The 25790-nt window shown below is 73.9% G+C and carries 25 protein-coding genes and 1 pseudogene; 8 read left to right on the top strand and 18 right to left on the bottom strand.

Going from position 1 to position 25790, the window contains the following annotated elements; genetic code table 11:
- Window positions 1-141 precede the first annotated feature (141 nt).
- The 5 genes from FHS37_RS26530 to FHS37_RS26550 all read right to left on the bottom strand — a co-directional run bounded on the left by FHS37_RS26530 (window position 142) and on the right by FHS37_RS26550 (window position 4892).
- Window positions 142-1341 (bottom strand): carboxylate-amine ligase, encoded by a 1200-nt coding sequence (locus FHS37_RS26530; RefSeq protein ID WP_184825661.1) that lies wholly within the window; start codon window positions 1339-1341, stop codon window positions 142-144.
- 173 nt (window positions 1342-1514) lie between these two features.
- Window positions 1515-1853 (bottom strand): STAS domain-containing protein, encoded by a 339-nt coding sequence (locus FHS37_RS26535; RefSeq protein WP_184825663.1) that lies wholly within the window; start codon window positions 1851-1853, stop codon window positions 1515-1517.
- The gene (locus FHS37_RS26540) at window positions 1850-3124 is read right to left on the bottom strand and encodes a PP2C family protein-serine/threonine phosphatase (RefSeq protein WP_184825665.1); all 1275 of its coding nucleotides are present in this window, start codon (window positions 3122-3124) and stop codon (window positions 1850-1852) included. Before FHS37_RS26540 ends, FHS37_RS26535 begins: the two co-directional genes overlap by 4 nt.
- Complete coding sequence (locus FHS37_RS26545) at window positions 3124-3927, bottom strand: alpha/beta fold hydrolase (protein ID WP_184825667.1); 804 nt, start codon at window positions 3925-3927, stop codon at window positions 3124-3126. The genes FHS37_RS26540 and FHS37_RS26545 overlap by 1 nt, the downstream gene beginning before the upstream one ends.
- Window positions 3928-3986: 59 nt before the next feature.
- Entirely contained in the window at window positions 3987-4892 is a 906-nt protein-coding gene (locus FHS37_RS26550; RefSeq protein WP_184826070.1) for an NAD(P)-dependent oxidoreductase, read from the bottom strand.
- Window positions 4893-5066: 174 nt separating this feature from the next.
- Here FHS37_RS26550 and FHS37_RS26555 point away from each other — a divergent pair, with 174 nt between their 5' ends.
- Both FHS37_RS26555 and htpG read left to right on the top strand, forming a co-directional pair.
- Entirely contained in the window at window positions 5067-5669 is a 603-nt protein-coding gene (locus FHS37_RS26555) for a TetR/AcrR family transcriptional regulator (protein ID WP_184825669.1), read from the top strand.
- Between the two features lie 69 nt (window positions 5670-5738).
- Window positions 5739-7637, top strand: a complete 1899-nt coding sequence (gene htpG / locus FHS37_RS26560) for a molecular chaperone HtpG (protein ID WP_184825671.1) — start codon at window positions 5739-5741, stop codon at window positions 7635-7637.
- A gap of 21 nt (window positions 7638-7658) precedes the next feature.
- Here the strand turns inward: htpG and FHS37_RS26565 are convergent, their stop codons facing one another.
- Complete coding sequence (locus FHS37_RS26565) at window positions 7659-8189, bottom strand: DUF2269 family protein (protein WP_184826072.1); 531 nt, start codon at window positions 8187-8189, stop codon at window positions 7659-7661.
- A gap of 665 nt (window positions 8190-8854) precedes the next feature.
- Here FHS37_RS26565 and FHS37_RS26570 point away from each other — a divergent pair.
- The 3 genes from FHS37_RS26570 (at window position 8855) to FHS37_RS26580 (ending at window position 13495) form a co-directional block, all read left to right on the top strand.
- The gene (locus FHS37_RS26570) at window positions 8855-10576 is read left to right on the top strand and encodes a SpoIIE family protein phosphatase (RefSeq protein ID WP_184825673.1); all 1722 of its coding nucleotides are present in this window, start codon (window positions 8855-8857) and stop codon (window positions 10574-10576) included.
- A gap of 239 nt (window positions 10577-10815) precedes the next feature.
- A complete protein-coding gene (locus tag FHS37_RS26575) occupies window positions 10816-11994 on the top strand; it encodes a S1 family peptidase (protein WP_184825674.1) in 1179 nt (392 codons plus the stop codon).
- Window positions 11995-12172: 178 nt separating this feature from the next.
- Window positions 12173-13495, top strand: coding sequence for a lipase family protein (locus FHS37_RS26580; protein ID WP_184825676.1), 1323 nt, complete (start codon window positions 12173-12175; stop codon window positions 13493-13495).
- Between the two features lie 262 nt (window positions 13496-13757).
- On the opposite strand, the pseudogene FHS37_RS26585 reads toward FHS37_RS26580, so the two are convergent.
- A pseudogene (locus tag FHS37_RS26585) lies at window positions 13758-14325 on the bottom strand (snapalysin family zinc-dependent metalloprotease).
- A gap of 243 nt (window positions 14326-14568) precedes the next feature.
- Between FHS37_RS26585 and mgrA the strand changes: the two are divergent.
- Together mgrA and FHS37_RS26595 are read left to right on the top strand one after the other, a co-directional pair.
- Window positions 14569-15612: an L-glyceraldehyde 3-phosphate reductase gene (gene mgrA / locus FHS37_RS26590; RefSeq protein ID WP_184825679.1), complete on the top strand. Its 1044-nt coding sequence runs from the start codon at window positions 14569-14571 to the stop codon at window positions 15610-15612.
- A 93-nt stretch (window positions 15613-15705) separates the two neighbouring features.
- Window positions 15706-16188, top strand: coding sequence for an MSMEG_6728 family protein (locus FHS37_RS26595; protein WP_184825681.1), 483 nt, complete (start codon window positions 15706-15708; stop codon window positions 16186-16188).
- A 77-nt stretch (window positions 16189-16265) separates the two neighbouring features.
- On the opposite strand, the gene ykgO is transcribed toward FHS37_RS26595, so the two are convergent.
- From ykgO to FHS37_RS26610, 3 genes are all read right to left on the bottom strand, one after another.
- Window positions 16266-16388 (bottom strand): type B 50S ribosomal protein L36, encoded by a 123-nt coding sequence (gene ykgO / locus FHS37_RS26600; protein ID WP_184825683.1) that lies wholly within the window; start codon window positions 16386-16388, stop codon window positions 16266-16268.
- Window positions 16389-16433: 45 nt separating this feature from the next.
- Window positions 16434-16598: a 50S ribosomal protein L33 gene (gene rpmG / locus FHS37_RS26605; protein ID WP_184825685.1), complete on the bottom strand. Its 165-nt coding sequence runs from the start codon at window positions 16596-16598 to the stop codon at window positions 16434-16436.
- Window positions 16599-16712: 114 nt separating this feature from the next.
- Window positions 16713-17300: a rhodanese-like domain-containing protein gene (locus FHS37_RS26610; RefSeq protein WP_184825687.1), complete on the bottom strand. Its 588-nt coding sequence runs from the start codon at window positions 17298-17300 to the stop codon at window positions 16713-16715.
- A gap of 81 nt (window positions 17301-17381) precedes the next feature.
- Here FHS37_RS26610 and FHS37_RS26615 point away from each other — a divergent pair, with 81 nt between their 5' ends.
- Window positions 17382-17669 (top strand): metal-sensitive transcriptional regulator, encoded by a 288-nt coding sequence (locus tag FHS37_RS26615; RefSeq protein WP_164344140.1) that lies wholly within the window; start codon window positions 17382-17384, stop codon window positions 17667-17669.
- Window positions 17670-17702: 33 nt separating this feature from the next.
- Here the strand turns inward: FHS37_RS26615 and FHS37_RS26620 are convergent, their stop codons facing one another.
- The 8 genes from FHS37_RS26620 to FHS37_RS26655 form a co-directional block, all read right to left on the bottom strand.
- Entirely contained in the window at window positions 17703-18449 is a 747-nt protein-coding gene (locus FHS37_RS26620) for a sulfite exporter TauE/SafE family protein (protein WP_184825689.1), read from the bottom strand.
- Window positions 18446-18829 carry a rhodanese-like domain-containing protein gene (locus FHS37_RS39885; protein ID WP_184825691.1) on the bottom strand — a complete coding sequence of 128 codons (384 nt, stop codon included), beginning with the start codon at window positions 18827-18829 and terminating at the stop codon, window positions 18446-18448. Before FHS37_RS39885 ends, FHS37_RS26620 begins: the two co-directional genes overlap by 4 nt.
- A gap of 55 nt (window positions 18830-18884) precedes the next feature.
- Window positions 18885-20252 carry an MBL fold metallo-hydrolase gene (locus tag FHS37_RS26630; protein WP_184825693.1) on the bottom strand — a complete coding sequence of 456 codons (1368 nt, stop codon included), beginning with the start codon at window positions 20250-20252 and terminating at the stop codon, window positions 18885-18887.
- Between the two features lie 215 nt (window positions 20253-20467).
- Window positions 20468-21754, bottom strand: a complete 1287-nt coding sequence (locus FHS37_RS26635; RefSeq protein ID WP_184825695.1) for an ABC transporter substrate-binding protein — start codon at window positions 21752-21754, stop codon at window positions 20468-20470.
- Window positions 21751-22893: a branched-chain amino acid ABC transporter permease gene (locus FHS37_RS26640; protein WP_184825696.1), complete on the bottom strand. Its 1143-nt coding sequence runs from the start codon at window positions 22891-22893 to the stop codon at window positions 21751-21753. The genes FHS37_RS26635 and FHS37_RS26640 overlap by 4 nt, the downstream gene beginning before the upstream one ends.
- Window positions 22886-23782, bottom strand: coding sequence for a branched-chain amino acid ABC transporter permease (locus tag FHS37_RS26645; protein WP_184825698.1), 897 nt, complete (start codon window positions 23780-23782; stop codon window positions 22886-22888). The genes FHS37_RS26640 and FHS37_RS26645 overlap by 8 nt, the downstream gene beginning before the upstream one ends.
- On the bottom strand, window positions 23779-24582 hold the full coding sequence (locus FHS37_RS26650) for an ABC transporter ATP-binding protein (RefSeq protein ID WP_184825700.1): 804 nt from the start codon (window positions 24580-24582) through the stop codon (window positions 23779-23781). The genes FHS37_RS26645 and FHS37_RS26650 overlap by 4 nt, the downstream gene beginning before the upstream one ends.
- Window positions 24579-25361 (bottom strand): ABC transporter ATP-binding protein, encoded by a 783-nt coding sequence (locus tag FHS37_RS26655; RefSeq protein ID WP_184825702.1) that lies wholly within the window; start codon window positions 25359-25361, stop codon window positions 24579-24581. The genes FHS37_RS26650 and FHS37_RS26655 overlap by 4 nt, the downstream gene beginning before the upstream one ends.
- Window positions 25362-25790: the final 429 nt, after the last annotated feature.

A 25790-nucleotide genomic window follows, 5' to 3' on the forward strand; every position in this document is an offset into this window, starting at 1 on the left:
CGGGGATGGTTCCGGGGCCTGGTGGGTGGACGTACGCGTACTGGACATGACGGTGTGACACTCTCCTTGGTCGGCTGCGCGCGGGAACGCGCAGGGGTGTGGGGGACGGCCACGGGCCGGCGCCGTGACGGCCTCGCCGGGTCAGCCGGTCGGGCCCGGGGCCGCGGGCGTGCGGACGTGGGCGCGGGTGGTGCGGGAGACGGCCGGCCGGGCGGAGGGGCGCCGGGGGCGGCGGCCGGAGGCGGAGGGCGCGATGCGGCCGCCGCGGGTCTCGGCGACCATCAGGTCGATGCTGGCGAGCAGGTCCTCGTCCTGCGCCGTCCGCCGCAGGCGGTGCGCCGCGCTCCCCGTGACGAGGGCCTCCTCGAGCAGGCCGCGGACGGTGGTCCAGTCGCCGGACGCCTCCAGGGCGGGACGCAGCCGGTTCAGCAGGCCGTGCAGCACCACGGGGGCCGGGGCCGCGCGGCGGGTCGCCGGGTCGACGAGCTGTCCTTCGAGGCCCGAGCGCGCGGCGCGCCAGGTGGCGGCGCGCAGCCACTCGTGGTGTCCGTCGCAGCGGGACTCCTCGCCGCGCTCCAGGCGGTCGCGGGCGTCGCGCACCAGCGCGCGGAAGAGCCCGGCGACCAGCACCACGGTCTCGACGCGGGGGCAGGCGTCGCAGATGCGCAGTTCCAGCGTGCGCTGATGGGCCGAGGGCCGGACGTCGTGGTAGAGCATCCCGGGGTCGCTGATGACGCCCGAGCTGATCAGCTCCTCCACGGCGGCGTCGTACTGGGCCGCGTCCTCGTAGCAGCCGGCGGGGCCCGCGGTCGGCCAGCGCTGCCACAGCATGGTGCGCCAGCTGGCGTAGCCGGTGTCGGAACCGAGCCAGAACGGCGAACTGGCCGACAGGGCGAGCAGCGGCGGCAGCCACGGCGAGACCAGGCACATGGCGCGCACGGCGGTGTCCCGGTCGGGTACGTCGACATGGATCTGCGCGCTGCAGATGAGCTGTTCGTCGGCGACCCGGCGGTAGTCGTCGACCATGCGCCGGTAGCGGGGGTCCGCGGTGACGTCCCGTGAGGTGACGCGGGCCAGCGGGACGGTGCCGGCGGCCACGACCGCCAGTCCGACGGAGGAGGCGACCGCGTCCAGCCGGCGCCTCGCTCCGGTCAGGTCCGCGTAGAGGTCGTCGAGGGTGTCGTGGACCCGGCTGTTGCTCTCCACCACCGACTGCTGCAGCTCGCGCGTGAAGCCGGTTCTGCCGAGCCGTTCGAGCAGCGCGTCGGCGCGTGGCACGAGTCCGCCGCTCTCCACGTCCAGCACATGGAACTCTTCCTCTGCCCCGATACGCACCGTCACCGCTCGTCCCCTTGCCCGTAGTCATGTACCGTGCCGGCCGGGGCTCGAGATCACCCGGCTGGCGGATCGGTGCATTCCGGGTTCCCGGATGCACCGATCACACGCCTGGGGATCGCGGTCCGGCGGATGCGCCGGTGCCGTGGGCTGGGGTTTCCCGCGTCAGGGGGCGTCCGTCAGCGGCCGGTGAGGGAGCGCGGGTCGTCGCGCATGTCGAACACCTGGTCCAGGCCGGTCATGTGCAGCAGGCGCCTCGTGCCGGCCGGCACGGCCACCAGCACCATCTCGCTCCCGGTCGCGAGGGCGTGGTTGCGCACGGCGATCAGTGCCGTGATGCCGCTCGAGTCGCAGAACTCCAACTCGCTCAGGTCGACCACGAGACGCCGGCCGGGTGGGAGCGCCGTCTCCTGCGCTGCGTGGCGCAGCCGCTGCGCGTTGGTGTAGTCGAGGTCGCCGGCGACCTCGAGGACGAGGCCGGCGGGGACGTGCGACGCGGTGATCGTCAGGGGCTTCATTCTGGTGTTTCGGATCCGGTGGCGGTGCGGGCGGGGAGGCCGAGTGCGAGCAGGGCGGTGTCGTCGCCCAGTCCGTCGCCGAAGCCGTGCAGCAGCGCGGTCAGGGCGTCGATCACACGGCGGGCGGACGCGGGGGCCAGGTCGGCGGCGAAGGACTCCAGGGCCTCGTCACCGTACAGTTCCCGGCTGTCACCGACACGGGCCTCGGTGAGGCCGTCGGTGTAGAGCAGCAGCGTGTCGCCCGGGTGCAGTGCGGTGCGGACGGAGACGAACTGCGCCGCGGGCAGCGCGCCGATCAGCATGCCGCCCCGGGTGGAGAGGTGGTCCACCCGCCCGTCCCCGCGCAGGACGAGCGCGGGAGGGTGGCCGCCGGAGGCCAGGTGGACGTGCGTCGTGTCCCCGGCGCGCTCCAGCACCCCGGCCACGGCGGTGCAGTACCGCGGGTCGTCCCCGGTGTACCGGTCCAGCAGGACGGTGTTGAGGACACTCAGGCCGGCGGCGGGATCGGGGTCGTGGAGCGCGGCGGCGCGCAGGGTGTAGCGGGTGAGGGAGGTGAGCGCGGCGGCTTGGGGCCCCTTGCCGCACACGTCGCCGAGGAAGAAGGCGAACCGGTCGTCGTCGAGCGGGAACAGGTCGTAGAAGTCGCCGCCCAGCTGGACGTCGGAGGCGATGTGGTAGTGGGAGGCGGTCTCCATGCCGGGGATGTCGGGCAGGACGGCCGGCAGCAGGCTCTGCTGGAGCACGGCCAGCGCCTCCCGCAGCCGCGCGCGGTCGGCCTCGGCCTGCCGGCGGGCCTCGTCGGCCGCGCGGCGGGCACGCAGCAGTTCCTTCTCGTAGGCCCGCCGGTCGGTGGCGTCGAAGACGGTGGTCCTGATCAGCAGGGGTTCGCCGGCCTCGGTCGTCTTGACGGTGGAGGTGACCAGCACCGGGAGCCGGGGGCCCGCCGCGGTCCTCATCTCCAGGGCGATGCCGCCGAGGTGTCCCTGCATCCGCAGCAGCGGGGCGAAGTGCGTCTCGTGGTACAGCCTGCCGCCGACCGTGAGCAGGTCGCTGAAGCTCATCCGCCCCACCACCTCGTCGCGGGACAGGCCGAGCCAGCCCAGCAGAGTGGCGTTGATCTTGGCGATGGTGCCGTCCATCAGCGTGGACAGGTAGCCGCACGGCGCCGACTCGTACAGGTCCTCGGCGGAGTCCTCCAACAGCGCGCTGAAGGCCGCGTCCGTGCCCGGTATGCCCCTGCCGGAGCCGGAGTCACCCGCCGCGCTGCTCATCAGGTGAGGTCCGAGACGAAGGCGGAGATCGCCGAGGCGGTGGCCTCGGGAGCGCTGAGCTGGGGGCAGTGACCGGTGGCGTCGAGGGTGACCAGCCGGCTGCCGGGTATCGCGGAGTGGACGTACGCGCCGACCTCCGGGGGCGCGATGGCGTCCTGGGCGCACTCCAGGATCAACGTGGGCACGGTCACGGCCCCGAGGTCCGAGCGGCTGTCGGACAGGAACGTCGTGCGTGCGAAGACCCGGGCGATGTCGGGGTCGGTGGCGCAGAAGCTGTTGGTGAGCTCCTCGCCGAGCTCGGGCCGGTCCGGGTTGCCCATGATGACGGGGGCCATGGTCGCCGACCAGCCCAGGTAGTTCGACTCCAGTGACTCCAGGAGCTCGTCGATGTCCTGTGCGCTGAAGCCGCCGCGGTAGCCGTCCTCGTCGATGTAGCACGGGGAGGGGCACACCATGACCAGGGAGCCGATCCGTTCCGGGGCCGCGGCCCGGGCCAGCACGCCGACCATCGCGCTCACGGAGTGGCCGACGAGGACGGCGTCCCGCAGGTCCAGCGCCTCGCAGACCTCCACCACGTCACGGGCGTAGCCGTCGAGGCGGGAGTAGCGCTCCTCCTCCCAGGCCGAGAGGTCGGAGCGGCCGGCGCCCACGTAGTCGAAGAGCACCACCCGGAAGTTCTCGGCCAGGACGGGCTCGACCAGGCGCCACATGTTCTGGTCGCAACCGAACCCGTGGGCCAGGACGACCGTGCGGCCGGAGGCGCGTCCGGTGACACGGACGTTGTTTCTGCGAAGGATGCTCATCCGTCCCATGCTCGCACGCCCGGCGGCGAACCGGCCGTCCGCCCGGATCCGGCCGGACGTCAGGCTCCTCCGCCCGCCGACCCGCCGGAGTGCGCGCCGGCGGTCCTGGCCTCCAGCGCGCGCAGCACGGCCACCATGTCCTCGCCCCCGTGCCCCCGGGACACGGTCTCCTCGAAGAGGGTGTGGCAGACGTCGAGGAGCGGGGAGGCCAGGCCCGCCTCGCGGGCGGCCTCGGCGATCAGGCGGTTGTTCTTGAGCACGTCCGTGGCCGCGGCCTGGACGGTGAAGTCGCGGGCGAGCAGCTTGGGGGCCTTCATCCGGGAGACGGCGCTGGCCATCGGGCCCGCGTCCAGGACGTCGAGGAAGCGGCGGCGGTCGAGCCCGTGCCGGTCGGCGAAGTGGAACGCCTCGGTCAGTCCGGTGACCTGGGTGATCAGGAACAGGTTCACCGAGAGCTTCATCAGCAGGGCGTTCGGGACCGGACCGCAGTCGAACGTCTCGCGGCACATCGGCGCGAGCAGGGGCCGCACCGACGCCGCGGCGGACGTGTCGCCCGCCAGCATGGCCACCAGCTGCCCCTGCTCCGCCGGGACCCGCGATCCGGAGACGGGGGCCTCCGCGTACGCGCCGCCCGCGGCGCGGACGGCGGTCTCCAGGCCGGCCGAGTACTCCGGCGACGTGGTGCCCATGTGGACGACGGTGCGGTCGGCGACGCGGGCGGCGAAGTCCGGGGTGCCGCGGGCCAGCACCGTGTCGGCCGCCGTCTCGTCGGCCAGCATGAGGAACACGGTGCCGGCTCGTTCGAAGACCTCGGCGGGGCTCTCGGCGACCTCCGCCCCGGCGTCGCGCAGCGGTGCGCACCGGGCGGCGGTGCGGTTCCAGACGACGAGGGGCGTTCCGGCGCGGGCGAGGTTGAGCGCCATGGGCCGGCCCATGACCCCGAGTCCGATGAAGCCGACGCACACGATGCACCGCCGTTTCCGGCCCGCGCCGCGATCGGGCGCCGCCGCACTCGTGGACACCGGCGGGTCCGCGGGGCGGGGCCCGGTGTCCCCCTGCTATGACCGCTGTCATAGTAGCGGCCGTCATGACAGCGGTCATAGAGTGCGGGAGAGGGAATCCGGCGGCGGGAGGTCGGGATGGCGGTGTCCGGACGAGGGCCGCGGGAGCGGATGGTCTTCAGCGCGGCCCAGCTCATCCGGCGCGACGGAGTCGCCTCCACGGGGATGCGCGAGGTGGCCGCGCACGCGCGGGCGCCGCGCGGATCGCTCCAGCACTACTTCCCCGGCGGCAAGGAGCAGCTCGTCAACGAGGCGGTGGGCTGGGCGGGCCGGTACGCGGCCGAGCGCGTCGACCGGTTCCTGGCGGCCCTTCCCGAGCCCACGCCCAGCGGACTGTTCGCGCAGATGGTCCGGCAGTGGACCGACGAGTACGGGACCACCGGCTTCGCGGGCGGCTGCCCCGTCGCCGCCGCCACCGTGGACTGCGCGGAGTCCACCGCGTCGACGCGCGAGGCCTCGTCCGCCGCCTTCGCCCACTGGACGGGCGCGGTGGCCCGGGCCCTGTCGGGCATGGGTGTGCCCGGGGAACGCGCCGAACCGCTGGCCACACTCATGATCAGCTCCCTGGAGGGGGCCCTCCTCATGGCCCGCGCCGAGCGGGACGTCCGCGCACTGACGACGGTCGCCCGCGAACTCGGGCCCCTCCTCGACGCGGCGGTGACCGGCGCGGGCCCGGGGTGACCCAGTGTTTTATTACGCTTACAGCGCCACATCCCGGCGATCCATGGACCAGTGAGGTAATCGCGAACCATGCCGACCGAAACGTTTGAGTTCCAGGTAGAGGCCCGTCAGCTGCTCCAGCTGATGATCCACTCGGTCTACTCGAACAAGGACGTCTTCCTCCGTGAACTCGTCTCCAACGCCTCCGACGCGCTGGACAAGCTGCGGCTGGCCAAGCTGCGGGACGACTCGCTCGACGCCGACGTCTCCGACCTGCACATCGAACTCGAGACCGACCCGGACGCCCGTACGCTCACCGTGCGGGACAACGGCATCGGGATGTCGTACGACGAGGTCGGGCAGCTCATCGGCACGATCGCCAACTCGGGCACCGCCGAGTTCCTGCGGGAGCTGCGCGAGGCGCAGGACACGGCCGGGGCGGAGGGGCTGATCGGCCAGTTCGGCGTCGGCTTCTACTCGGGCTTCATGGTCGCGGACGAGGTCACCCTGCTGACCCGGCGCGCGGGTGAGGAGCAGGGCACGCGCTGGACGTCGCGCGGCGAGGGCACGTACACCCTGGAGCGGGTCGACGACGCGCCGCAGGGCACCTCGGTCACGCTGCACCTCAAGCCGGCCGACCCCGACAACCAGCTCCACGACTACACCTCGGTGTGGAAGATCAAGGAGATCGTCAAGCGCTACTCGGACTTCATCACCTGGCCCGTCCGGCTCGTCGGCGAGCGGGGCGACGGCGGCGAGGCGGCCGAGCCCGAGACGCTGAACTCGATGAAGGCGCTGTGGGCGCGCTCGCGCGACGAGGTGTCCGAGGACGAGTACCACGAGCTGTACAAGCACATCAGCCACGACTGGCGCGATCCGCTGGAGACCATCCAGCTGCAGGCCGAAGGCACGTTCGAGTACCAGGCCCTGCTGTTCCTCCCCTCGCACGCGCCGCACGACCTGTTCACCCGGGACTTCAAGCGCGGGGTGCAGCTGTACGTGAAGCGCGTGTTCATCATGGACGACTGCGAGGAGCTGCTGCCGCCGTACCTGCGCTTCGTGAAGGGTGTCGTCGACGCGCAGGACCTCTCGCTCAACGTGTCCCGCGAGATCCTCCAGCAGGACCGGCACATCCGCATGATGCAGCGGCGCCTGACCAAGAAGGTGCTGTCGTCGGTCAGGAGCATGATGACCGACGACGCCGAGCGGTACGCCACGTTCTGGCGGGAGTTCGGCACCGTGCTGAAGGAGGGTCTGGTCACCGACTCCGACAACCGTGACGCCATCCTCGCGGTGTCCTCGTTCGCGACCACGCACGGCGAGGACGGGACGGTCACGCTGAAGCAGTACGTGGAGCGGATGCGCGACGGGCAGGACGACATCTACTACATCACCGGCGAGTCCCGGGAGAGCATCGACAACTCCCCGCACATGGAGGCCTTCCGGGAGCGGGGCATCGAGGTGCTGCTGCTCACCGACCCCGTCGACGAGGTGTGGGTCGACGCCGTGGGCGAGTACGAGGGCAAGCGGCTGCGGTCGATCGCCAAGGGCGAGATCGACCTCGGCGCGCAGGACGACGGGAAGGCCGGGGAGGACCGGGAGAAGCAGGCCGAGGAGTACGCCGGTCTGCTCGGCTGGCTGCGGGAGCAGTTGGACGAGGACGTCAAGGAAGTGCGCCTGTCGACGCGCCTGACGGTGTCCCCGGCCTGTCTCGTGGCCGACGCGAACGATCTCACGCCGGCGCTGGAGAGCATGTACCGGGCCATGGGCCAGGAGGTGCCGCGCACCAAGCGGATCCTCGAGCTCAACGCGGACCACGCCCTGGTGAAGGGCCTGAACCAGGCGTACCGGGAGCGCGAGGACCGCGCGGAGCTCACCGAGACCGCCGAACTGCTGCACGCCCTGGCCGTGTTGGCGGAGGGCGGCCGGCCGAAGGACCCGGCACGCTTCGTGCAGCTGGCGGCGGACCGCCTGGAGCGCACCCTGTGACGCGGCGGCGGGGCGCCGCGCTCACCCGCGGGCCGGTGCGGCGGTCCCCGGCTGCCGGGCGGCGGCCCGCAGGCGGCGGCCCCGGCGGGTCGGGCCCCAGGGCTTCAGGATCGAGATCACCGTCATGAAGACGTAGGCGGACAGGGAGACGACCGGCCCCATCAGGACGTCGCCCCCGTCGGGAAGGGGGTGGCCGGCGGCCACGGCCGCGGCCGCCGTGTCCACCCCGGGCCGCAGCGCGAACACGGTCGCGGTGGTCGTGGCCAGGGTCAGCCAGAACTTCGTCCAGACCCACCGGTGCCTCGCCAGTCCCCACGGCGTGCCCAGCGACAGCATCAGGCCGCTGAGGAGCGTCAGGAAGGCGACCGGGAGCAGGAGGCGGTCGGCGAAGAGCTTCATGGCCCGGACGGACGCCTCCACGGTGGCCGCGGACCCGGTGGTGTTCGCGGCGGTGCCGAGTGCGAGCAGACCGAGGGTGAGCCCGAGCCAGCTCGCGGAGGCGACGACGTGGACGACGAGGGAGGCCCGGCGTGCGGGGCGGCTGAGTTTCACGCCCACCACGGTGCCGGGTCCGCGCGGCGAGGACGTCTGCCGACGGGAGTAACCGCGCGTACTGACGTCGGCGTACGCCGGACCGCGCCGACCGCGGGGCACCACGGGCGCCTCGTCCGGCGCGCCGCCTCGTGAGCGGGTGACGGCTCCGGCGGGCAGGGTGCGGGTGAGGGACGTGCCGTCGCCGGTGAGGGGGAACCGCCGGGCTCTTCCGGCGGTGTCGACGGCGTGGGCGACGCGCGAGCCGCCGGGGTCCCGGAAGCGGGACGCGCGCACGACGCGGCGGACGCGGCCGCCGCCGTCGTGGACGCTCCGCGGATCCGGTGGCCGCCGGCTCCGGACTCCGTGGTCACGGCCGCCCCGACGGGCCCGGCCAACACCTCGCTGCCGGCCACGCCGGCCCCGGACCGCTCCGGCCCCGCGGCGGGGAACGACGCCCGACGGGCCCTGCGCCGCTTCCGGCTCCCCCGGCACGGTGCGGTCGGGGCGGCCCCGGGACACCGCGTGCGGTACCGGCGAGCGCCCGGCAACGGTGGTGAGGGCCTCGTCACAAGGGGTTCACACGCCCTTTCGCGGGATACTGGCTGGAAGAGCCTCACGTGACGGAGCGGGACGAGGAGGTTCTCAGGGCGTCCGATCCCGCTCCGGTCGGAAAGGGGCGGCACGTGACGGGCCCGGATACCGTGGACGGCACCGAGGGGCGGCGCCTGCCGACCGCGTCGCCCTCGCTCTCCGCGCTGCTGGACTCCATCGGCACCGGCGCCTACGTGGTGGACGACCGGGGATGCATCCTCGCCGTCAACGAGCACGCCGAGCGGCTGCTGGCCCGCCCCGCCGGGGAGCTGCTCGGCCACGACGCGCACGACCTGCTGCACCGCAGCAGGCACGGCGCTGCGCTGCCCAGGACGCAGTGCGGGATGAGACCGGCGTACATGGCCCGCCGGACGCAGCAGTCCGACAACGAGTGGTTCGAGCGGGGCGACGGCTCGCTCATCCCCGTTTCCTGGCTGATCACCCCGTGCCACACGGAAGGTGAGAGCGAAACGACCCTGGTGCTCTTCCACCTCCCGGGGGACCACTACGTGGCCGACTCCGAGTCGAACCGGCTCCACGGCCCCCTCTCGGAGCTGGAGCGGCTGGCCCTGCTGGCCGAGACGACCACCCAGCTGACCTCCACCCTCGACGTCGAGCAGGCACTGCGCCGGCTGGTGAGCCTGGTCGTGCCGCAGCTCGCGGACTGGGCGATCGTCGACCTGATCACCGAGCACGACGAGGTGCGGCGTTCGGCGGTGGTGCACGCGGAGAACGGGCGCCTCGTGCACCGCGAGGACCTGCAGGGGCCGATGCCACCGGTGCCCGAGGAGTCCCCGATGCCCCTCTCCCGCGCGCTGCGGGGAGTCTCCTCGGCGCTCGCCGGGCCCGAGACCTACCAGGGGACGCCCGATTCCGGAATCGCCGTCGAGCAGCGGCGCCTCTTCGAGGAGACCGGCATCCACTCGGCGGCCATCGCGCCGATCAGGGGGGTGCGCGAGGTACTGGGAGCTCTGACCCTGGGCCGGACCCGGCGGTCGGAGCCGCTCACGGCCGCCGATCTCCCCCTGCTCGAGGACATCACCCGCCGGGCCGGGCTGGCCCTGGACAACGCCCGCCTCTACCAGCGGCAGCGCAAGGTCGCCGAGACCATGCAGCGCCATCTCCTGCCCCAGCTCCCGCGCATCCCCAGCCTGCCGATCACCGCCAGGTACCTGGCCGCTCCCGACGCCTCGCAGGTGGGGGGCGACTGGTACGACGCGTTCACCCTGCCGAACGGCGCCACCGCGCTGGCCATCGGGGACGTCGTCGGACACGATCTCGACGCGGCAGCGGGCATGGCTCAGATCCGCAACATGCTCCGTGCCTACGCCTGGGCGCAGCAGGAACCCCCGAGCCGGGTCGTCGAGCGACTGGACCAGGCCATCCTGCACATCACCGAGGTCCCCATGGCCACCCTGCTGTTCGCCCACATGACGGTCGACGACGACGGCCGGTGGCGGCTGCTGTGGACCAACGCCGGTCACCCGCCGCCGCTCCTGGTCGCCCATGACGGCCGGGCCCGCTACCTCGCCGAGGAGCACGGCGTCCTCCTCGGTGCCGGCTCCCACGGGCCGCGCCCCGACTCGGTGGCCGAACTGCCTCCCGGTTCCACCCTGGTGATGTACACCGACGGCCTCATCGAGTCACCCGGCCGTTCCCTCGACGAGGGTCTGCACCTGCTGCGCCGGCACGCCGCCTCCCTGGCCCACCGCCCGTTGGAGGCCTTCACCGACCTCCTGCTGGAGCGCGCACGCCCCTCCGGGAACGACGACGACGTCGCCCTGCTCGCCCTGCGCATCCCCTCCGGAGCGTGACGGCGCGCGGCCCGCACCGCCGACCCGTGCCGAAGCCCCCGTGCGTCGGCACGGACCTGCGCCGGTCCCCTTCGACGGGCAGGGACGCGCCACCCCGCCCGTGACGGGCGGAAACGGATCCGGTATTGGCATAGACCTGACATAACTGAGCCGCTAAGCTCTGCCGGGCACCCTTGAGAGCGCTCTCACACTGCGGTTGTTCCACCCCCACCTTGCTGGAACGACGAAGGACACCTTCCATGAGACGCACCAGACTCGTCCGTGCCGACGTGGCCGCCCTGCTCATGATCGGCAGTTGGGCCGCGGCCGGCTCCCTGCCCGCCTCGGCGAACGACGCCCCCGGCTCACCCCCCTCCGCCCCGTCCGCCGACTCCGCGCCCGCCTCCGCCGGTCTGCTGCAGGCGATGCAGCGGGACTTCGGCCTGTCCCGCGCCGAGGCCGAGGCCCGGCTGGCCGCCGAACGCGCGGCCGCCGAACTCGCCCCCGAGGCGCGCAGGACCGCCGGATCCGCCTACGGCGGCGCCTGGTTCGACGCCGGGAGCGGGAAGCTGACCGTCGCCGTCACCCCGGACGCCGACACCTCGACGGTCCGGACCCTGCGGGACTCCGGCGCACGGGTCCGCACCGTCGAGCACAGCGCACGCCGGCTCGACGCGGCCAAGTCCCGCATCGACCGCCTCGACGCGCCCGCGGGCGTCAGCAGCTGGTCGGTGGATCCGGCCGCCAACGCGGTCGTCGTGAACGTCGTCGGCGGCGAGCGGACCGACAACGATGTCCGCCGGTTCGTCGACCGGGCCCGCGTGGCCGGCCCGGTCACGGTGCGGACCGTGCCGGCCGCGGCCCGCACCTTCGCGGCGGGCACGGTGGGCGGCGACCCCTACTACACCGGCAACGTCCGCTGCTCCATAGGCTTCTCGGTCCACGGAGGCTTCGTCACCGCCGGGCACTGCGGCAACGCCGGCGCCGGGGTCCGGGGCTGGGACGGTTCGCACATCGGCACCTTCCAGGGCTCCTCGTTCCCGGGCAACGACTACGCGTGGGTCAACGTGGGCAGCGGCTGGTGGACGGTACCGGTGGTGCTCGGCTGGGGCACGGTCCCGGACCGGCTGGTCCGCGGCTCGGCGGAGGCGCCGGTCGGCGCCTCGGTCTGCCGCTCCGGCTCCACGACGCGCTGGCACTGCGGCACCGTGCTGGCGAAGAACGAGACCGTCAACTACAGCCAGGGGGCGGTGCACCAGATGACGAAGACGAGCGTCTGCGCCGAACCCGGCGACTCGGGCGGCGCGTTCATCAGCGGCGACCAGGCCCAGGGCGTCACCTCCGGCGGCTGGGGCAACTGCTCCGGCGGGGGCGAGACCTGGTTCCAGCCGGTCAACGAGATCCTCGACCGCTACGGGCTGACCCTGCACACGGCCTGACCTGACGCACCGACAGCGGACGGGCCCCGCCGGGCGACCGGCGGGGCCCGTTCTCGCGCTGTCCGGAGAGGGCGGGCGGCGAATAGTTACCGCTCCGTAACTCACGTACGTGTTACCGGCGGTAAGTAAGCGGTGCTAGTTTCCGGCTCACCTTCTTGAGCGGAGTGAGGAGCGAGCCGTGAGCCGTCTGAGCCGTGCGCTGACCACCGTCGTCGCCACGACCGCCTGTGTGTGCGTGACCACCGTGCCGGCCGCTGCGAGCGACCCCGTGGTGTCCCGGGGCGTGACCGTCCCCGCCTTCTACACCCCGCCTTCCGAACTGCCGTCGGCCGACGGCGTGCTGATCCGGCACGAGCCGCTGCGCCTCGGTCTGAGCCTGCCCGGTCTCGGCGGCCGGCCGCTGCCCGGCACGGCCACCCGTCTGATGTACACGTCCACCGACTCGACCGGGGAGCGGGTCGCGGTGACCGGCGCGTACATCGAACCGTCGGCGGACTGGAGGGGCCACGGCCCCCGGCCCCTGGTGGTCGTGGGCTCGGGAACCATGGGCCAGGGCGACCAGTGCGCGCCCTCGCTCGCGCTGGAGCGCCCACTGGTCCTCAGCGGGCGGACCCTGTCGGTCGGGTACGACAACCTGGCGGTCCACCGCCTCCTCGCCACCGGTGCGGCCGTCGTCGTCACGGACTACGTCGGCCTCGGCGCGACCGACCGGCTCCACACCTACGTCAACCGCGTCGACCAGGGCCACGCCATGCTGGACGCCGCGCGTGCGGCGCGCTCCGTGCCGGGCGCGTCCGTCACGGCCGGCTCCCGGGTGGGCATGTACGGCTACAGCCAGGGCGGCGGCGCCAGCGCCTCCGCGGCCGAGCTCCACCGGACGTACGCGCCCGAGGTGAACCTCGTCGGCACCTACAGCGGTGCGCCGCCCGCCGACCTGACGGAGGTCATGAAGGGCATCGACGGCAGCGCCCTGGCCGCCGCGCTGGGCTGGGCGATCAACGGTTTCACCCAGGCCGAGCCCGACCTGCGCGACGTCGTCGAGGAGAACGTCAACGCCACGGGACGGGCCGCTCTGGAGGACATCTCCACCACCTGCGTGGGCGACGGGATCCTCGGTCACGGGTTCACCAAGAGCACCGAGTGGACGACGAGCGGCGAGAGCATCGCGGAGGTCATGGCCGGCGAGCCCCGCGCCCAGGCCGTCCTCGACGAGCAGCGCCTGGGCTCGCTGAGGCCCACGGGGCCGGTCCGGCTGGTCACCGGCGTCCAGGACGACATCGTGCCGCACGCGCAGTCCCGGCAGCTGGCGGTCGACTGGTGCCGCAAGGGCGCCGACGTCACCTACAAGGCCGTCGCCCTGCCGAACCTCGGCGACAAGATCCTCACCAACCACCTGGCGCCGCTCCTCACCGACCAGGGCGACGCGGTGTCCTGGCTGGCCGACCGGCTCGCGGGCAAGCCGGCCAGGTCCAACTGCTGGAGCATGCCGATGCAGCGCTGAACCGCCCCGACGGCGGGAACCCCCGCCCCGGGGCTCCGGGGCGGGGGTTCGCGGCGGAGCGTTGGGCAGGCCTTGCACCTGCATCTCCCCGCGGGAAGCGGGGTGTCTTTCCTTGGACCACCAACGCATGGGGCGAATCCGGAGATTTCCGGCGCCGCGTCCTGACTCGACTGTAGCGGCAACCACCCCGGAAGGCACTTCAGCCACACCAGTCACACGAGCACCGTGCTGAGCGGTCTCGTGCACCGGTCCGCGCGGCCGGTCAGTCCCGGACGGGGACGCCCCGCGGCGCCGGCGGCCCGGCGGAGGCCGCTTCCGCGATGTTCTCCTCGGCCTCCGCCCTCTCCGCCGCGTTCGGGCAAGGGGTTCGCGCACGGGACCCCCGCGCTGGAACCGGACGTCAGGCGGGAGCAGGGACCGGGCTTGCGGTCCGGCAGGCCCGGGATGTGGCCGAGCTCGTGGGCCGAGACGCGGACCGTGTGACAGCCCTGGTCCCCTGCCTGGCGTCCGATGCGGACGGTGCCCTCGCCCAGGGGGCGGGCCGGGCGTGCGGCCGCCCGTCGTCCGCCAGGACCCGGATGCCGTCCCGCTGCCCGGGCGCGGCCGGGCGCCGTTCGACGGCGTCGACGCTCCCGTTCCAGGTCGTCGCCCTCCCGGTCGGCCGCGGACGCGAACTCCGCGGAGCCGCTCGCGTCGTGGGTGGGCACGCGGGCGGCGGCCGGCGGGGCCGCGGTGTCGCTGGACGGAGCGGCCGCGGCCGGGCCGTCCAGCAGGGGGACGGACACCACCAGAGCCGCGGCCGGGCCGCCGGTCGGCGTACGGACGTGCATGGCCGGCCTCCCCGCAGGGGGAGGGCCGGGGATGCCGGTGGCCGTCCCCGCCTCCTGCCCGCCGGGGACGGCCGCCGGTCCGTCGTTCCGGCCGGCCCCGGTGCAGAGCCTTCGATTCAGAAGCCGTGCTGCTGAATCCCATGGAGAGGATCGGTTGGACTTCCCGATCACGCGGGGGCACTGTGGGCGGGGATCCGCACCATCCCACGGGACACCCCTGATCGCACCACCGGAGACGACCCGATGAACCACATCGCCCATCCCGAGCGTTACGACGGCACCATGCGCTACCGGCGCACCGGCCGCTCGGGGCTCGACCTCCCCCTGCTGTCCCTGGGCTACTGGCACAACTTCGGTGACGACCGGCCCTTCGAGACCCAGCGCGAGATCGCGCTGCGCGCCTTCGACCTCGGCATCACCCACCACGACCTGGCGAACAACTACGGTCCGCCCTACGGCGCCGCCGAGATCAACTTCGGCCGGCTGATGAAGCGGGACCTCGCCCCGTACCGGGACGAGCTGGTGATCTCCACCAAGGCCGGCTGGGACATGTGGCCCGGCCCCTACGGGCAGGGCGGCGGCTCCCGCAAGTACCTGCTCGCCTCGCTGGACCAGTCCCTGAAGCGCATGGGGCTGGAGTACGTGGACGTCTTCTACTCCCATCGCCTCGACGCCACCACTCCGCTCGAGGAGACCATGGGCGCGCTCGACACCGCGGTCCGTCAGGGCAAGGCGCTCTACGTCGGCATCTCCTCCTACGACGCCGAGCGCACCCGCGAGGCGGCGGCCATCCTGCGGGACCTCGGGACCCCGCTGCTGATCCACCAGCCGTCGTACAGCATGCTGAACCGCTGGATCGAGACGGAGGGGCTGCTGGACGTGGCCCAGGAGGAGGGCTTCGGGGTCATCGGCTTCACGGCGCTCGCCCAGGGCCTGCTGACCGGGCGCTATCTGGACGGCGTCCCGCGGGACTCGCGGGCCGCGGCGGGCAAGTCGTTCGACACCGCCTGGCTGACGGACGACATGCTGCACCGACTGCGCGCCCTGAACGACATCGCGGCGCGCCGCGGGCAGACCCTGGCCCAGATGGCGCTGGCCTGGGCCCTGCGGGACCCGCGCGTGACCTCGCTGGTCATCGGCGCGTCCCGCACCGAGCAGCTCGAGCAGAACGTCGCCGCGCTGGAGAACCTCGACTTCGGCGACGAGGAACTGGCCGAGATCGACGCGTACGCCACCGACGGCGGTGTCGACCTGTGGCGCGAGGCGAGGCTGGGCAACCTCGGCTGACCCGCGCGGGTGTGCGCCGCCGCGGAAGGGGAACTGTGGTGCGGTGAGCCGCGCTCCGAGGCCGCGGCGGTCCTCGACGGTTCGGACGGCCCGATGCAGACCTTTCTGCCGTACCCCGGTTTCCACGAGTCGGCGCTGGTGCTCGACCGGCGCCGGCTCGGCAAGCAGCGGGTCGAGGCGATCCAGGTGCTGCGCGGCCTGATCGTCCCCGGCTACGGCTGGCGCCGGCATCCGGCGGTGCGCATGTGGACCGGCTACGAGGAGGCGCTGGTGCGCTACGGCCTGGAGATCTGCCGGGTCTGGCGGGACCGGGGCCACCAGGACAGCTGTGCCGCCACCCTCGTCGCCGATCTCGCCTCCGTCCGGCCCGGCGCGCCGGTGCGCGGTCAGCGGGAGCTGGCCGAGGCCGGTGAGCTGCCGCCCTGGCTCGGGGACGACGCCCTGCACCGCAGCCACCGCTCGGCCCTGGTGCGCAAGGACCCCGCCTTCTACGGGGAGCTCTTCCCCGGGGCGCCGGACGACCTGCCGTACGTCTGGCCGGCGTCCGACCGCGACCCCGAGGCGGTGGCCGACTGACCCGTCCGCGGGCACGGGCCGGGCCCGGCCCCCGCGGGATGCGGGAGACCGGGCCCGGCCGGTTCACCGGCGGTTCGTCAGCCCTGGCGGGCCTTGAAGCGCGGGTTCTTCTTGTCGATCACGAAGACGGTGCCCCGTCGGCGCACGATCTGCGCCCCGGGCCTCGACTTCAGTGAGCGCAACGACGTGCGCACCTTCACGGCTGTGCTCTCCTCCGGGTCGGGCGTGGACCGGGCGTCGGCGGGTCACCGGGCCTCGCGGAACGCGACGTGCGCCCGGGCCACCGGGTCGTACTTGCGCAGGACCAGCCGGTCGGGGTCGTTCAGGCGGTTCTTCCGGGTCGTGTACGTCACGCCGGTCCCCGCCGTCGACCTCAGTGTCACGACCGGGCGTGCACCCTTGTTCGTCATGGACGGCCTCCTCACTGTGCACCCGGACACCCACCGGTCACTGGTGGCATGTCACGGACAGGGGGTGCAACGCCGGGGCGGGACGGCGCATTCCCGGAACCCGTCCGCCCGCCCTCAGCGCTCGCGCAGGGCTGCCAGGGTGGCGTCCAGATCCGTCGCGCGCGGCCGGTTGTGGGGCAGCTTGCCGAGCAGGACCGCCATGCCGCACGTGTCGGTGAGCGCGGAGAAGACCAGACCGGCCGCGATGCCGGCGGAGAGGAGCTGGAACGTCGGGTGCACGAGCAGGCCGAGCACGAGGCCGAGGAGCACCGCGGTGCCGGCCGTGAGACGGACCTGGCGTTCCATGCTCCAGCCGGCGCGCGTGTCGCAGGCCGCGGGCCGGTCGAGGGGATGGCCGTCGGCGGCCCAGGCGTTGGTCCCTCCGGTGAGCGTGGCGGCGGGAACGCCGTGCTCGGCCAGCAGCCCGGCGGCGGTGTCCGAGCGGGCGCCGGAGGCGCACACGACCAGGAGGTCACCGCGCCGGGCGGCGTCGCGCAGTTCGGGCAGGGCGCGGCGGACGTGGTCGAGGGGGATGTTCAGGGCGCCGGGCAGATGACCGGAGGCGTATTCGCCGGGCGTGCGCACGTCGATGACGGTGAACCCGGGCAGGCGGGTGCGGGCCTGGTCGACGCCGAGGGCGACGGGGGTGAGGGGGGCGGTCATGACTGGTGTGATCCTTACTGGTCGACGCCGTCCCGAATCGGGACGTACTATACCCCGAGGGGTATTCATCAAGGAGTGGTCGTGGAGCTGGAGCTCGAGGGTGCGAGTCTGAAGGCCGTGCTGAACCGGCTGCGCCGGGCGCAGGGCCAGATCTCCGGAGTGATCCGGATGATCGAGGAGGGACGCGACTGCGAGGAGGTCGTCATGCAGCTCGCCGCCGCCTCCCGTGCGCTGGACCGGGCCGGGTTCGCGATCATCGCCACGGGACTGCAGCAGTGCGTGGCCGACATCGAGTCCGGCCGCCGGAACGGCGAGGACGCCGAGGAGATGCGCGCCCGGCTGGAGAAGCTGTTCCTGTCGCTGGCGTGAGGGCCGGGCGGCGGGGCCGTCCGTCGGTGCTCATCACACCACCGCGTCGATCAGCATGAGCGCGGCCACGGCCAGCAGCAGCACGCCGAAGACGCGCTGCAGCGCCGCCCCGGAGACCTCGGCGGCCAGGCGCCTGCCGTCCCAGGCGCCGAGGACCGCGGCCCCGGCGAACGGCCCGAGGACCGTCCAGTCCAGGGTGTCGATCGTGCCGGTGCGCTGGGTGAGTGCGGCGAGCGCGTTGACGGTGACGACCACCAGGCTGGTGCCCACCGCCGCCCGCATCCGCAGACCGAGCACACCCACCAGCGCCGGTACGGCGAGGAAGCCGCCGCCGACGCCGAGGACGCCGGTGACCCCGCCGAGTCCGGCACCGGCGGCCGCCGCGCGGACCGGCCGCACCGGGACGTCCTCGTCCGCAGGGCCGGGCCGCCGCAGCATGCGGACCGCGGCCGCCCCCGCCACCAGGGCGAAGGCGGCCGTGAGGACCGTGCCCGGCAGGCGGACGGCGAGCGCGGCGCCGAGCACCGCCGGGACGACGCCCGCCGCCGCGAACAGCAGTCCGGCGCGCCACCGGACGTGGCCGTCGCGGGCGTGCGCGGACAGGGCGGCCGCGGAGGTCACGACGACGATGACCAGGCTCGCGGTGGTGGCCGCGACCGGGGTGAGACCGAGCAGGTAGATCAGGGCCGGGACGGCCAGGACACCGCCGCCGCCCCCGAGTGCGCCCAGCGTGAGGCCGACGACGGCCCCGGCGGTCAGGGCGAGGATCAGAGCGCTCACGTGACGGTGCCGCTCCCGCCGGGCCGGCCGACGACCGGGAGTCCGGCCCGCGCCCGGTCCTCCATGCCGCCGATCACGTCGACGGCGTCCGCGCCACGGACGACGAGCGGTTCGGCGGCGTGCCGGGAGCGGCGGCCCGTGCGGCAGACCACCAGGGGGCGCGCCCGGGCCGTCGGCGGCAGACCGGTTCCGGCCGCCAGGGCGGACAGGGGCGGGTGGACGGCGCGGGGAGTGTGCCCCGCCTGCCGTTCGTGGCGTTCACGGACGTCGAGCAGCGCGGCGCCGCCGCCCTCGGCCGCGCCGCGGTGACCGGTGCGCGCCGCGGCCTCCCGCACGCTCACGCGGCCCGGGCCGCCCCGGTTCCGCCGGAAGACGCTCATGGTGGTGTCCGCTCCTTTCCTCGGTCGTACGGTGTGCATCGCGTGCCCGGTGCCGTCAGACGTTCCGGGCCGTCAGGCCGGCCCGCTCGGCGCCCTCGAAACCGTCGTCCACGGCGACGACGTCCCGGCCCGCCGCGTCCAGCAGGGAGGCGGCTACGGCGGCGCGCATGCCGCCCGCGCAGTGCACCCACACCTGGCCGTCGGGGATCTCGCCGAGACGGCCGTGCAGCGTGTGGACCGGGATGTGGACCGACCCCTCGACGAATCCGCCGGCCCGCTCGGCGTCCCGGCGGACGTCGAGGACGACGACGGGCTCGTCCCGGCGCCGGTCGGCGAGGTCGGCGAAGGTGGCGCGCGGGAAGGAGGCCGGGGTCTCGCCCTCGCGCACCCAGCGCGCCGGGCCCCCGGTGGCCGCGGCGGCGGGGCGGTCGATGCCCACCCGGGCTAGTTCCCGCTGGGCGGCGGCGAGCTGTTCGGCGGAATCGGCGAGCAGGGTGACCGGCTTGCCCCAGGGGATCAGCCAGGCCAGGTACGTGGCGAGCTTGCCCTCGGCCTCGAAGTTGAGCGAGCCCGCCACATGGCCCTCGGCGAAGGCGACGCGGTTGCGCAGGTCCACGACCCACTCCCCCGCGGCCAGCCGGCCGGCGATCTCCTCGGCGTCGGCCGCGGCGGGCGGGGTCAGGTCGAGCGGCGCGGGCCCGGCCGCGTTGAGGGGGCCCATGTGCGTGTAGTAGGCGGGGACGTCGTCGAGTCCGGCCAGCAGGCCGGCGACGAAGGTGTCCACGTCCCGGGTGAGCGCCTCGTTGGACGCCCGCTCCTTGCCGATGGTGGTGGAGTCTCCCTCCGTCCGGCCGGCGGAGCAGAAGCTGCCGAAGCCGTGGGTGGGGAGCACCGCCGTGCCGTCCGGGAGTTCGGCGGCCAGCCGGTGGGCCGAGGCGTGCTGCGCGCGGGCGAGCGTCTCGGTCAGGCGCGGCTCGACGAGGTCGGGGCGGCCGACCGTGCCGATCAGCAGGGATCCGCCGGTGAACGCCGCGACCGCCTCGTCCCGCTCCCGCAGGACGTACGAGGTGTGGTGGGGCGTGTGCCCGGGTGTCGCGAGGGCGTGCAGGGTCAGGCCGGCCCCGGGGTCGACGGTCACCTCGTCACCGTCGCGCACCGGGGTGCGGGCGCAGGAGACGCGGGCGTCGGCGGGGACCAGGTAGGCGGCGCCCGTGAGGCGGGCGAGTTCCAGGCCGCCGGTGACGTAGTCGTTGTGGACGTGGGTCTCGACGACGTGGCTGATCCGTACGCCCCTCCGGGCCGCCGCGGCGATCACCCGGTCGACGTCGCGCGGCGGGTCGACGGCCACGGCCGCCTGCTCACCGCCGGCGAGATAGCTGCGGTTGCCGAGCCCCGGCACCTCGATCGTGTCGACGAAGAACACCTCGTGCTCCCTTCCAAGCGGATTTTTACCCCCGGGGGTATGTCTTCGACGGTAACACGAGTACCCCCGGGGGTATATTCCAGGGGCGGGTGCGCCCGGCCGCGCCGCACGGGTGCCTCGCGAGCGGCGGACGACCCGTCCTCGCCCCGGACACGCGGACGGCCCCGGCGTCCCCCTCTCGGGGTCCGCCGGGGCCGTCCGGTCGTGCCGCGCGCCTAACGCGAGGACAGGTACTCCTCGACACCCGGGGCCGTGCGCGCCTCCTCCGCGTTCACCACGCCGCCGACCGCCTTCGCGTCGGGCTTGAGCACATACGTCTCGACGCTCGCCGGACGGTCGACGTCGGAGAAGTCCTGCGCGGTGCCGAGACCGGTGTCGGCGTTCTTCTGGGAGCGGTGCGCCTTGACGACGTCCTCACGGGTGAGGCCGCCCGCCTCGCAGGCCTTCTTCAGGTCGGCGCCCATGAGCTGCGCGGCGTTGTACCCGGACAGCACCCCGGAGTCGACCGGCGAGTCCGGGTACTTCTTCCGGTACGCCGCCACCATGGCCTTGACGCCGGGCAGGTCGGAGCTGACCGCGGGCGCGGCGCTCACCACGTTCAGCATGGCCGCCAGGGCCGGCGCGGCGGGGGTCTTCATCAGCTGGGGCGCGAAGCCGGGTGCGCTGCTGACGACCGGGACGCGCAGGCCGCGGGAGGCCGCGACGCCGACCAGGGAGGCCGTCTGCGCGGGACCGGCGCTGATCAGGACGGCCTTCACGCCCTCCTTGCGCAGGGCCGAGACCTGCGCGGACAGGTCGGTGTCCGTCGCCTTGATCTTCTGGCCGACCACCTTCAGGCCGGCCTTCTCCGCCGCCCAGGTGGACCCCTCCAGCGCGTTGGCGCCGTAGTCGCCCTCGAAGTAGACGTGGCCGATCGTGTCGCCCTTCTCCAGTCCCTTGGTACGGGTGAGGAAGTCGACCCCGGCGATCATGTCGACGTCGTACGTGGTCCCCAGCACCTGGATGGCGTCCTTGCCGAGCAGGGACGCGGCCCAGGCCTGCGGGAAGGTGAGCACCCCGTCGCGTTCGATGTCGTCGAGCAGGGCCGCGACCACCGGGGAGCCGATGACCTGCGGCAGGGCGACGACGTCCGGGGAGATGTCGGCGTAGGCGGTGACCGCCTTCTGCACGTCGTAGCCGTGGTCCTTGACGACGATCTCGACCTTGCGGTCGCAGATGCCCCCCTTGGCGTTGGTCTCGTCGGCCCACATCTGCTGGGCCTGCACGATGGACTTGCCGAGGGTCGCGTAGGGGCCGGTGAGGTCGGTGAGGGCACCCAGCTTGATGGTCTCGGCGCTGACGCCGGGGCCGGTGCGCACGCCGTCGGCGGCGTCGCCGTTCTCGTCGCCGCCCTCGGCCTTGGAGCTGCATCCGGAGACCGCGAGCAGCAGGGCGAGGGCGCCGGCGAGGACGGACCCGGTGGTGCGGCGCCGGTTGCGGTGCCTGTGGGGCGTGGTGTTCACGGGGTGTGCTCCTTGGGTCGTGCGGCTGCGGCCGGTTGCGGGGGCGGGGGGACGGGGTCCGTGGCAGGGGTACGGGGGCGGCGGCGCCGCAGGTGTTCGCGGACCCGGCGGGCCAGGCCGTGCAGGCCGTCGGGCGCGTACAGCAGGACGAGGACGATCGCGGCGCCGTAGAGGTAGCGGGCGGCCTCGGTGGGGCCCACGGCGCCCTCGGTGGAACCGGGGGCGGCCACCAGCGGGAGCTGGTCGGCGTAGCGGGTCATCAGCAGCGGCAGCGCGGTGACGAAGACGGCGCCGGCGGTGGCTCCGGCGACCGAGCCGAGGCCGCCGATGACGATCATGGCGAGGTAGTCGATGGACAGGGCGAGCGAGAAGTAGTCGGGGACGACCCGGCGGAAGGCGAGCGCGAGGAGCACTCCCGCCAGGCCCGCGTACATGGAGGACACCACGAAGGCCGCCGAGCGGTGGCGGGCGACGTCGACGCCCATCACCGCGGCCGCGGTCTCGCTGTCGCGCAGGGCGGCCAGCGCGCGGCCCGGGCGTCCGCGCAGCAGGCCGCCGGCGGTGAACCAGGTGAACGCGAACAGGGCCAGGCCCAGGAACCACAGCCGTTCCTCGGCGCCGAACGGGACGCCGAGCACGACGAGTTCGGGGTCGGAGGCCGCGAAGGCGAACCCGCCGAGCTCCAGCGGGGGCACGGAGCGGCCGTTGAAGCCGCCGGTGACGGAGTCCGCGGTCAGCAGCACGTGGTGGCCGAGGAAGACCAGCGCGAGGGTGGCGATGCCCAGGTAGATGCCCTTCACCCGGCCGGCGACGGGGCTGAACAGCCCGCCCGCCGCTCCGGCGAGCAGCACGGCGAGGACGGCGGCGATGACCGGGGGCAGTCCGGGGCCGGGCTCGCCGGCGAGGTAGGCGTAGCCGTAGGCGCCGACGGCGAGGAAGAAGGCGTGGCCGAGGGAGAGTTGTCCCGCGGTGCCGCTGAGCAGGGACAGCCCGACGGCGCCGATGGCCGCGGCCATGGAGAACAGGCCGATCCGCAGCCAGAAGGCGTCCAGGTAGAAGGGCGGCAGGCACAGGGCGACGGCGAGCAGGAGGATCCTCGCGGGGCGGCGCGTCAGGGCGCCGGGGAGACGGTCAGACACGGGCCGCTCCCTTCCCGCCGAACAGCCCGGTGGGCCGTACCAGGAGCACCAGCAGCATCACGGCGTACGGGGCGACGTCGCCGAAGCCCTCGCCGAGTACGTGCAGTTCGGACTGGTAGCCGACGACGAGCGCCTCGGTCAGGCCGATGAGCAGACTGCCCGCGAGGGCGCCGACCGGGGAGGCCAGTCCGCCGAGGATCGCCGCCGGGAAGGCGTGCAGCGCGATCTGTCCGGTGGTGCGCTCCAGGCCCGGCGCCGGGAACGAGGCGAGGAACACCGCCGCCAGCGCGGCGAGCGCACCGGCCAGGGCCCAGCCGCCCGCGCGCACCCGGCCGAGGCGCACGCCCATGAGGGCCGCCGCCTCCAGGTCCTCGGCGGCAGCCCGCAGGGACAGTCCCCAGGAGGTGAACCGGAACAGCGCGAACACCGTGCCGATGACCACGGTGGACACCACGATCGCGGCGAGCCTGCTGTCGGCGACGGTCACCGGCCCCAGCTCGGTCACCGCGTCGCCCCACGGGTCGCCCAGCGGCAGCAGGTCGCCGCCGATGCGCCGGGCCAGGTCGGTGAAGAGCAGGATGTCGATGCCGATGGTGACGATGGTCTGGATGTGGGCGGACTGCTCGTCCAGCCCTCCTCGTTGCAGCAGGAAGCGGTCGAGGGCGCCCGCGAGCGCGGCCGTGGCCAGGACGGCCAGCGCCAGGGCGCCGGCGAAGCCGAGGTCGTCGTGCAGGACCGCGATCAGGTAGCCGCCGAACAGGAGCAGGGAGCCGTGGGCGAAGTTGAGGACGCCGGAGGCCTTGAACATGACGACGAAGCCGAGGGCGACCAGTGCGTAGACCGCGCCGAGCGCGAGGCCGTTGAGGACGTTGTCCAGGAAGCCGGTCACGCCGCCTCCTCCTCCTGTGTTCCGGTGCCGAGGTAGGCGCGCAGCACCTCGGGGTCCTGGCGGACCTCGTCGGGTGTGCCGTGGGCGATGGTCCGGCCGAAGTCGAGGACGGTGACGTCGTCGGCGAGGCGCATGACCAGGCCCATGTCGTGCTCCACGAGCACGATGGTCAGGCCGAGTTCGGCGCGCAGCTCGCGTACGACGTCGGCGGTGCGGGCGCGTTCCGCTGCGTTCATGCCGGCGACCGGTTCGTCGAGGAGCAGCACGCGCGGCTCCAGGCAGAGGGCGCGGGCGAGTTCCACCCGTTTGCGGTCGCCGTAGGAGAGCAGTCCGACGGGGCTGTCGAAGTGGTGGCCGAGGCCGGTGAGTTCGGCGATCTCACGGGCGCGGGCGAGGTGCGCGCGCTGTTCGCGCACGGCGCTCGGCAGGCGCAGCGCGCTGGCGGCGTAGCCGGCGCGGGACTTCGCGTGGCGGCCGAGCATCAGGTTGTCGGCGACCGTGCCCTGGGTGGTGACGATGTTCTGGAAGGTGCGGGCCACGCCGAGCGCGGCGATGCGGTGCGGGGCGAGCCGGGTCAGCTCGGTGTCGCCGAGCGTCACCGTGCCGGCGTCCGGGCGGCACAGGCCGGACAGCACGTTGAAGCAGGTCGACTTGCCGGCGCCGTTGGGTCCGATCAGCGCGTGCAGCGAGCCGGGGGCGGCGGTGAAGGAGACGCCGTCGAGGGCGGTGAGGCCGGCGAAGCGCACGGTGACGTCCCGTACGTCGAGCGCGGGCGGTGCGACGGGGGTGCGGTCGTTCACGCGGCCCCCCGGTCCTCGGCCGACTCGCCCAGGTAGAGGCGGCGTACGGCGTCGGTGCGGGCGAGTTCGTCGGCGGGGCCGGACAGACGGGTCTCGCCGACCTCCAGCACGTGGGCGTGGTCGGCGAGGGAGAGCGCCATGCCGGCGTTCTGCTCGACCAGGAGGACGGCGGTGCCCTGGGCGTTGATCTCGCGGATCACCTCGGCGATGCGGTGCACCATCTGCGGGGCGAGGCCCAGGGAGGGCTCGTCGAGGAGCAGCAGGCGCGGGGCCGCCATCAGGGCGCGGCCGATGGCGAGCATCTGCTGCTCGCCCCCGGACAGCAGTCCGGCGGCCTGGTGGGTGCGTTCGGCGAGCCGCGGGAAGAGCGTGAAGACGCGGTCCCGCGCCTCCTGGACCTGGGCGCGTCCGCGCCGGCCGAGCCCGAGTCCGCCGGAGCGCAGGTTCTCGTCGACCGAGAGTCCGGCGAACACCCGACGGCCCTCGGGGACCTGGACGACTCCGGCGCGGACCGCCGCGACGGGGTCCTTGCCGTCGAGCTCCGTCTCGCCGTAGCGGATGCGGCCGGCCGCGATCGCGCCGCGGTGCAGGCGCAGCGTGCCGGACACGGCCCGCAGCAGGGTCGTCTTGCCGGCGCCGTTGGCGCCGAGCAGGGCGACGACGGTGCCGTGCGGCACGGTCAGGGACACGGAACGGAGGGCGGACACGGCGCGTCCGTACGTCACGTCGACGTTCTCGACGTGCAGTGCGGGCAGCGCGTCCGGTGGTGCTTCGGGCATCGCGGCTCCTCGGGGCCGTACCGCCCGGGGGCGGCGACGGCTTCGGGGGATTCGGGGAAAGGCGAGCTCACGACAGCACGGGCACGGGCGGGCGGTACAGGCTTCCTGGCCCGCTCGCTGCGGCGTACCAACGGGGGCGGACGGGGGTTGTGCGGGTGCCCATCCGGGCGGCGGGACCGGCGGCGGCCCACCGGCCGGCTCCGCCCCGACCCGGTCCGGCCCTCCCCCGGGCCGGGTGGATCGGCTGAGCGGGCGGCACGGCCGGTGTGACCGGTGCGGCCGGTGCGATCGGCACGGTCGGCACAGCCGGTACGGTCGGCGCGGCCGGCCGCCCGTGCCCGGGTGGTCGGTCCCGGGAGTGCCGTGCGGCCCGTCGGACACCGTGCGAACGGCGGCACGCGCCCCGGGTCCGCCCCGCGCACCCCCGTC

It is taken from the genome of Streptomyces griseomycini, assembly GCF_014203535.1.
GTDB lineage: Bacteria > Actinomycetota > Actinomycetes > Streptomycetales > Streptomycetaceae > Streptomyces > Streptomyces griseomycini.

Coding starts and splice junctions, on each gene's coding strand:
- FHS37_RS26535 (WP_184825663.1), bottom strand. CDS start 1,853: ATGAAGCCCCTGACGATCACCGCGTCGCACGTCCCCGCCGGCCTCGTC.
- FHS37_RS26540 (WP_184825665.1), bottom strand. CDS start 3,124: ATGAGCAGCGCGGCGGGTGACTCCGGCTCCGGCAGGGGCATACCGGGC.
- FHS37_RS26545 (WP_184825667.1), bottom strand. CDS start 3,927: ATGAGCATCCTTCGCAGAAACAACGTCCGTGTCACCGGACGCGCCTCC.
- FHS37_RS26555 (WP_184825669.1), top strand. CDS start 5,067: ATGGCGGTGTCCGGACGAGGGCCGCGGGAGCGGATGGTCTTCAGCGCG.
- htpG (WP_184825671.1), top strand. CDS start 5,739: ATGCCGACCGAAACGTTTGAGTTCCAGGTAGAGGCCCGTCAGCTGCTC.
- FHS37_RS26575 (WP_184825674.1), top strand. CDS start 10,816: ATGAGACGCACCAGACTCGTCCGTGCCGACGTGGCCGCCCTGCTCATG.
- mgrA (WP_184825679.1), top strand. CDS start 14,569: ATGAACCACATCGCCCATCCCGAGCGTTACGACGGCACCATGCGCTAC.
- FHS37_RS26595 (WP_184825681.1), top strand. CDS start 15,706: ATGCAGACCTTTCTGCCGTACCCCGGTTTCCACGAGTCGGCGCTGGTG.
- rpmG (WP_184825685.1), bottom strand. CDS start 16,598: ATGACGAACAAGGGTGCACGCCCGGTCGTGACACTGAGGTCGACGGCG.
- FHS37_RS26610 (WP_184825687.1), bottom strand. CDS start 17,300: ATGACCGCCCCCCTCACCCCCGTCGCCCTCGGCGTCGACCAGGCCCGC.
- FHS37_RS39885 (WP_184825691.1), bottom strand. CDS start 18,829: ATGAGCGTCTTCCGGCGGAACCGGGGCGGCCCGGGCCGCGTGAGCGTG.
- FHS37_RS26655 (WP_184825702.1), bottom strand. CDS start 25,361: ATGCCCGAAGCACCACCGGACGCGCTGCCCGCACTGCACGTCGAGAAC.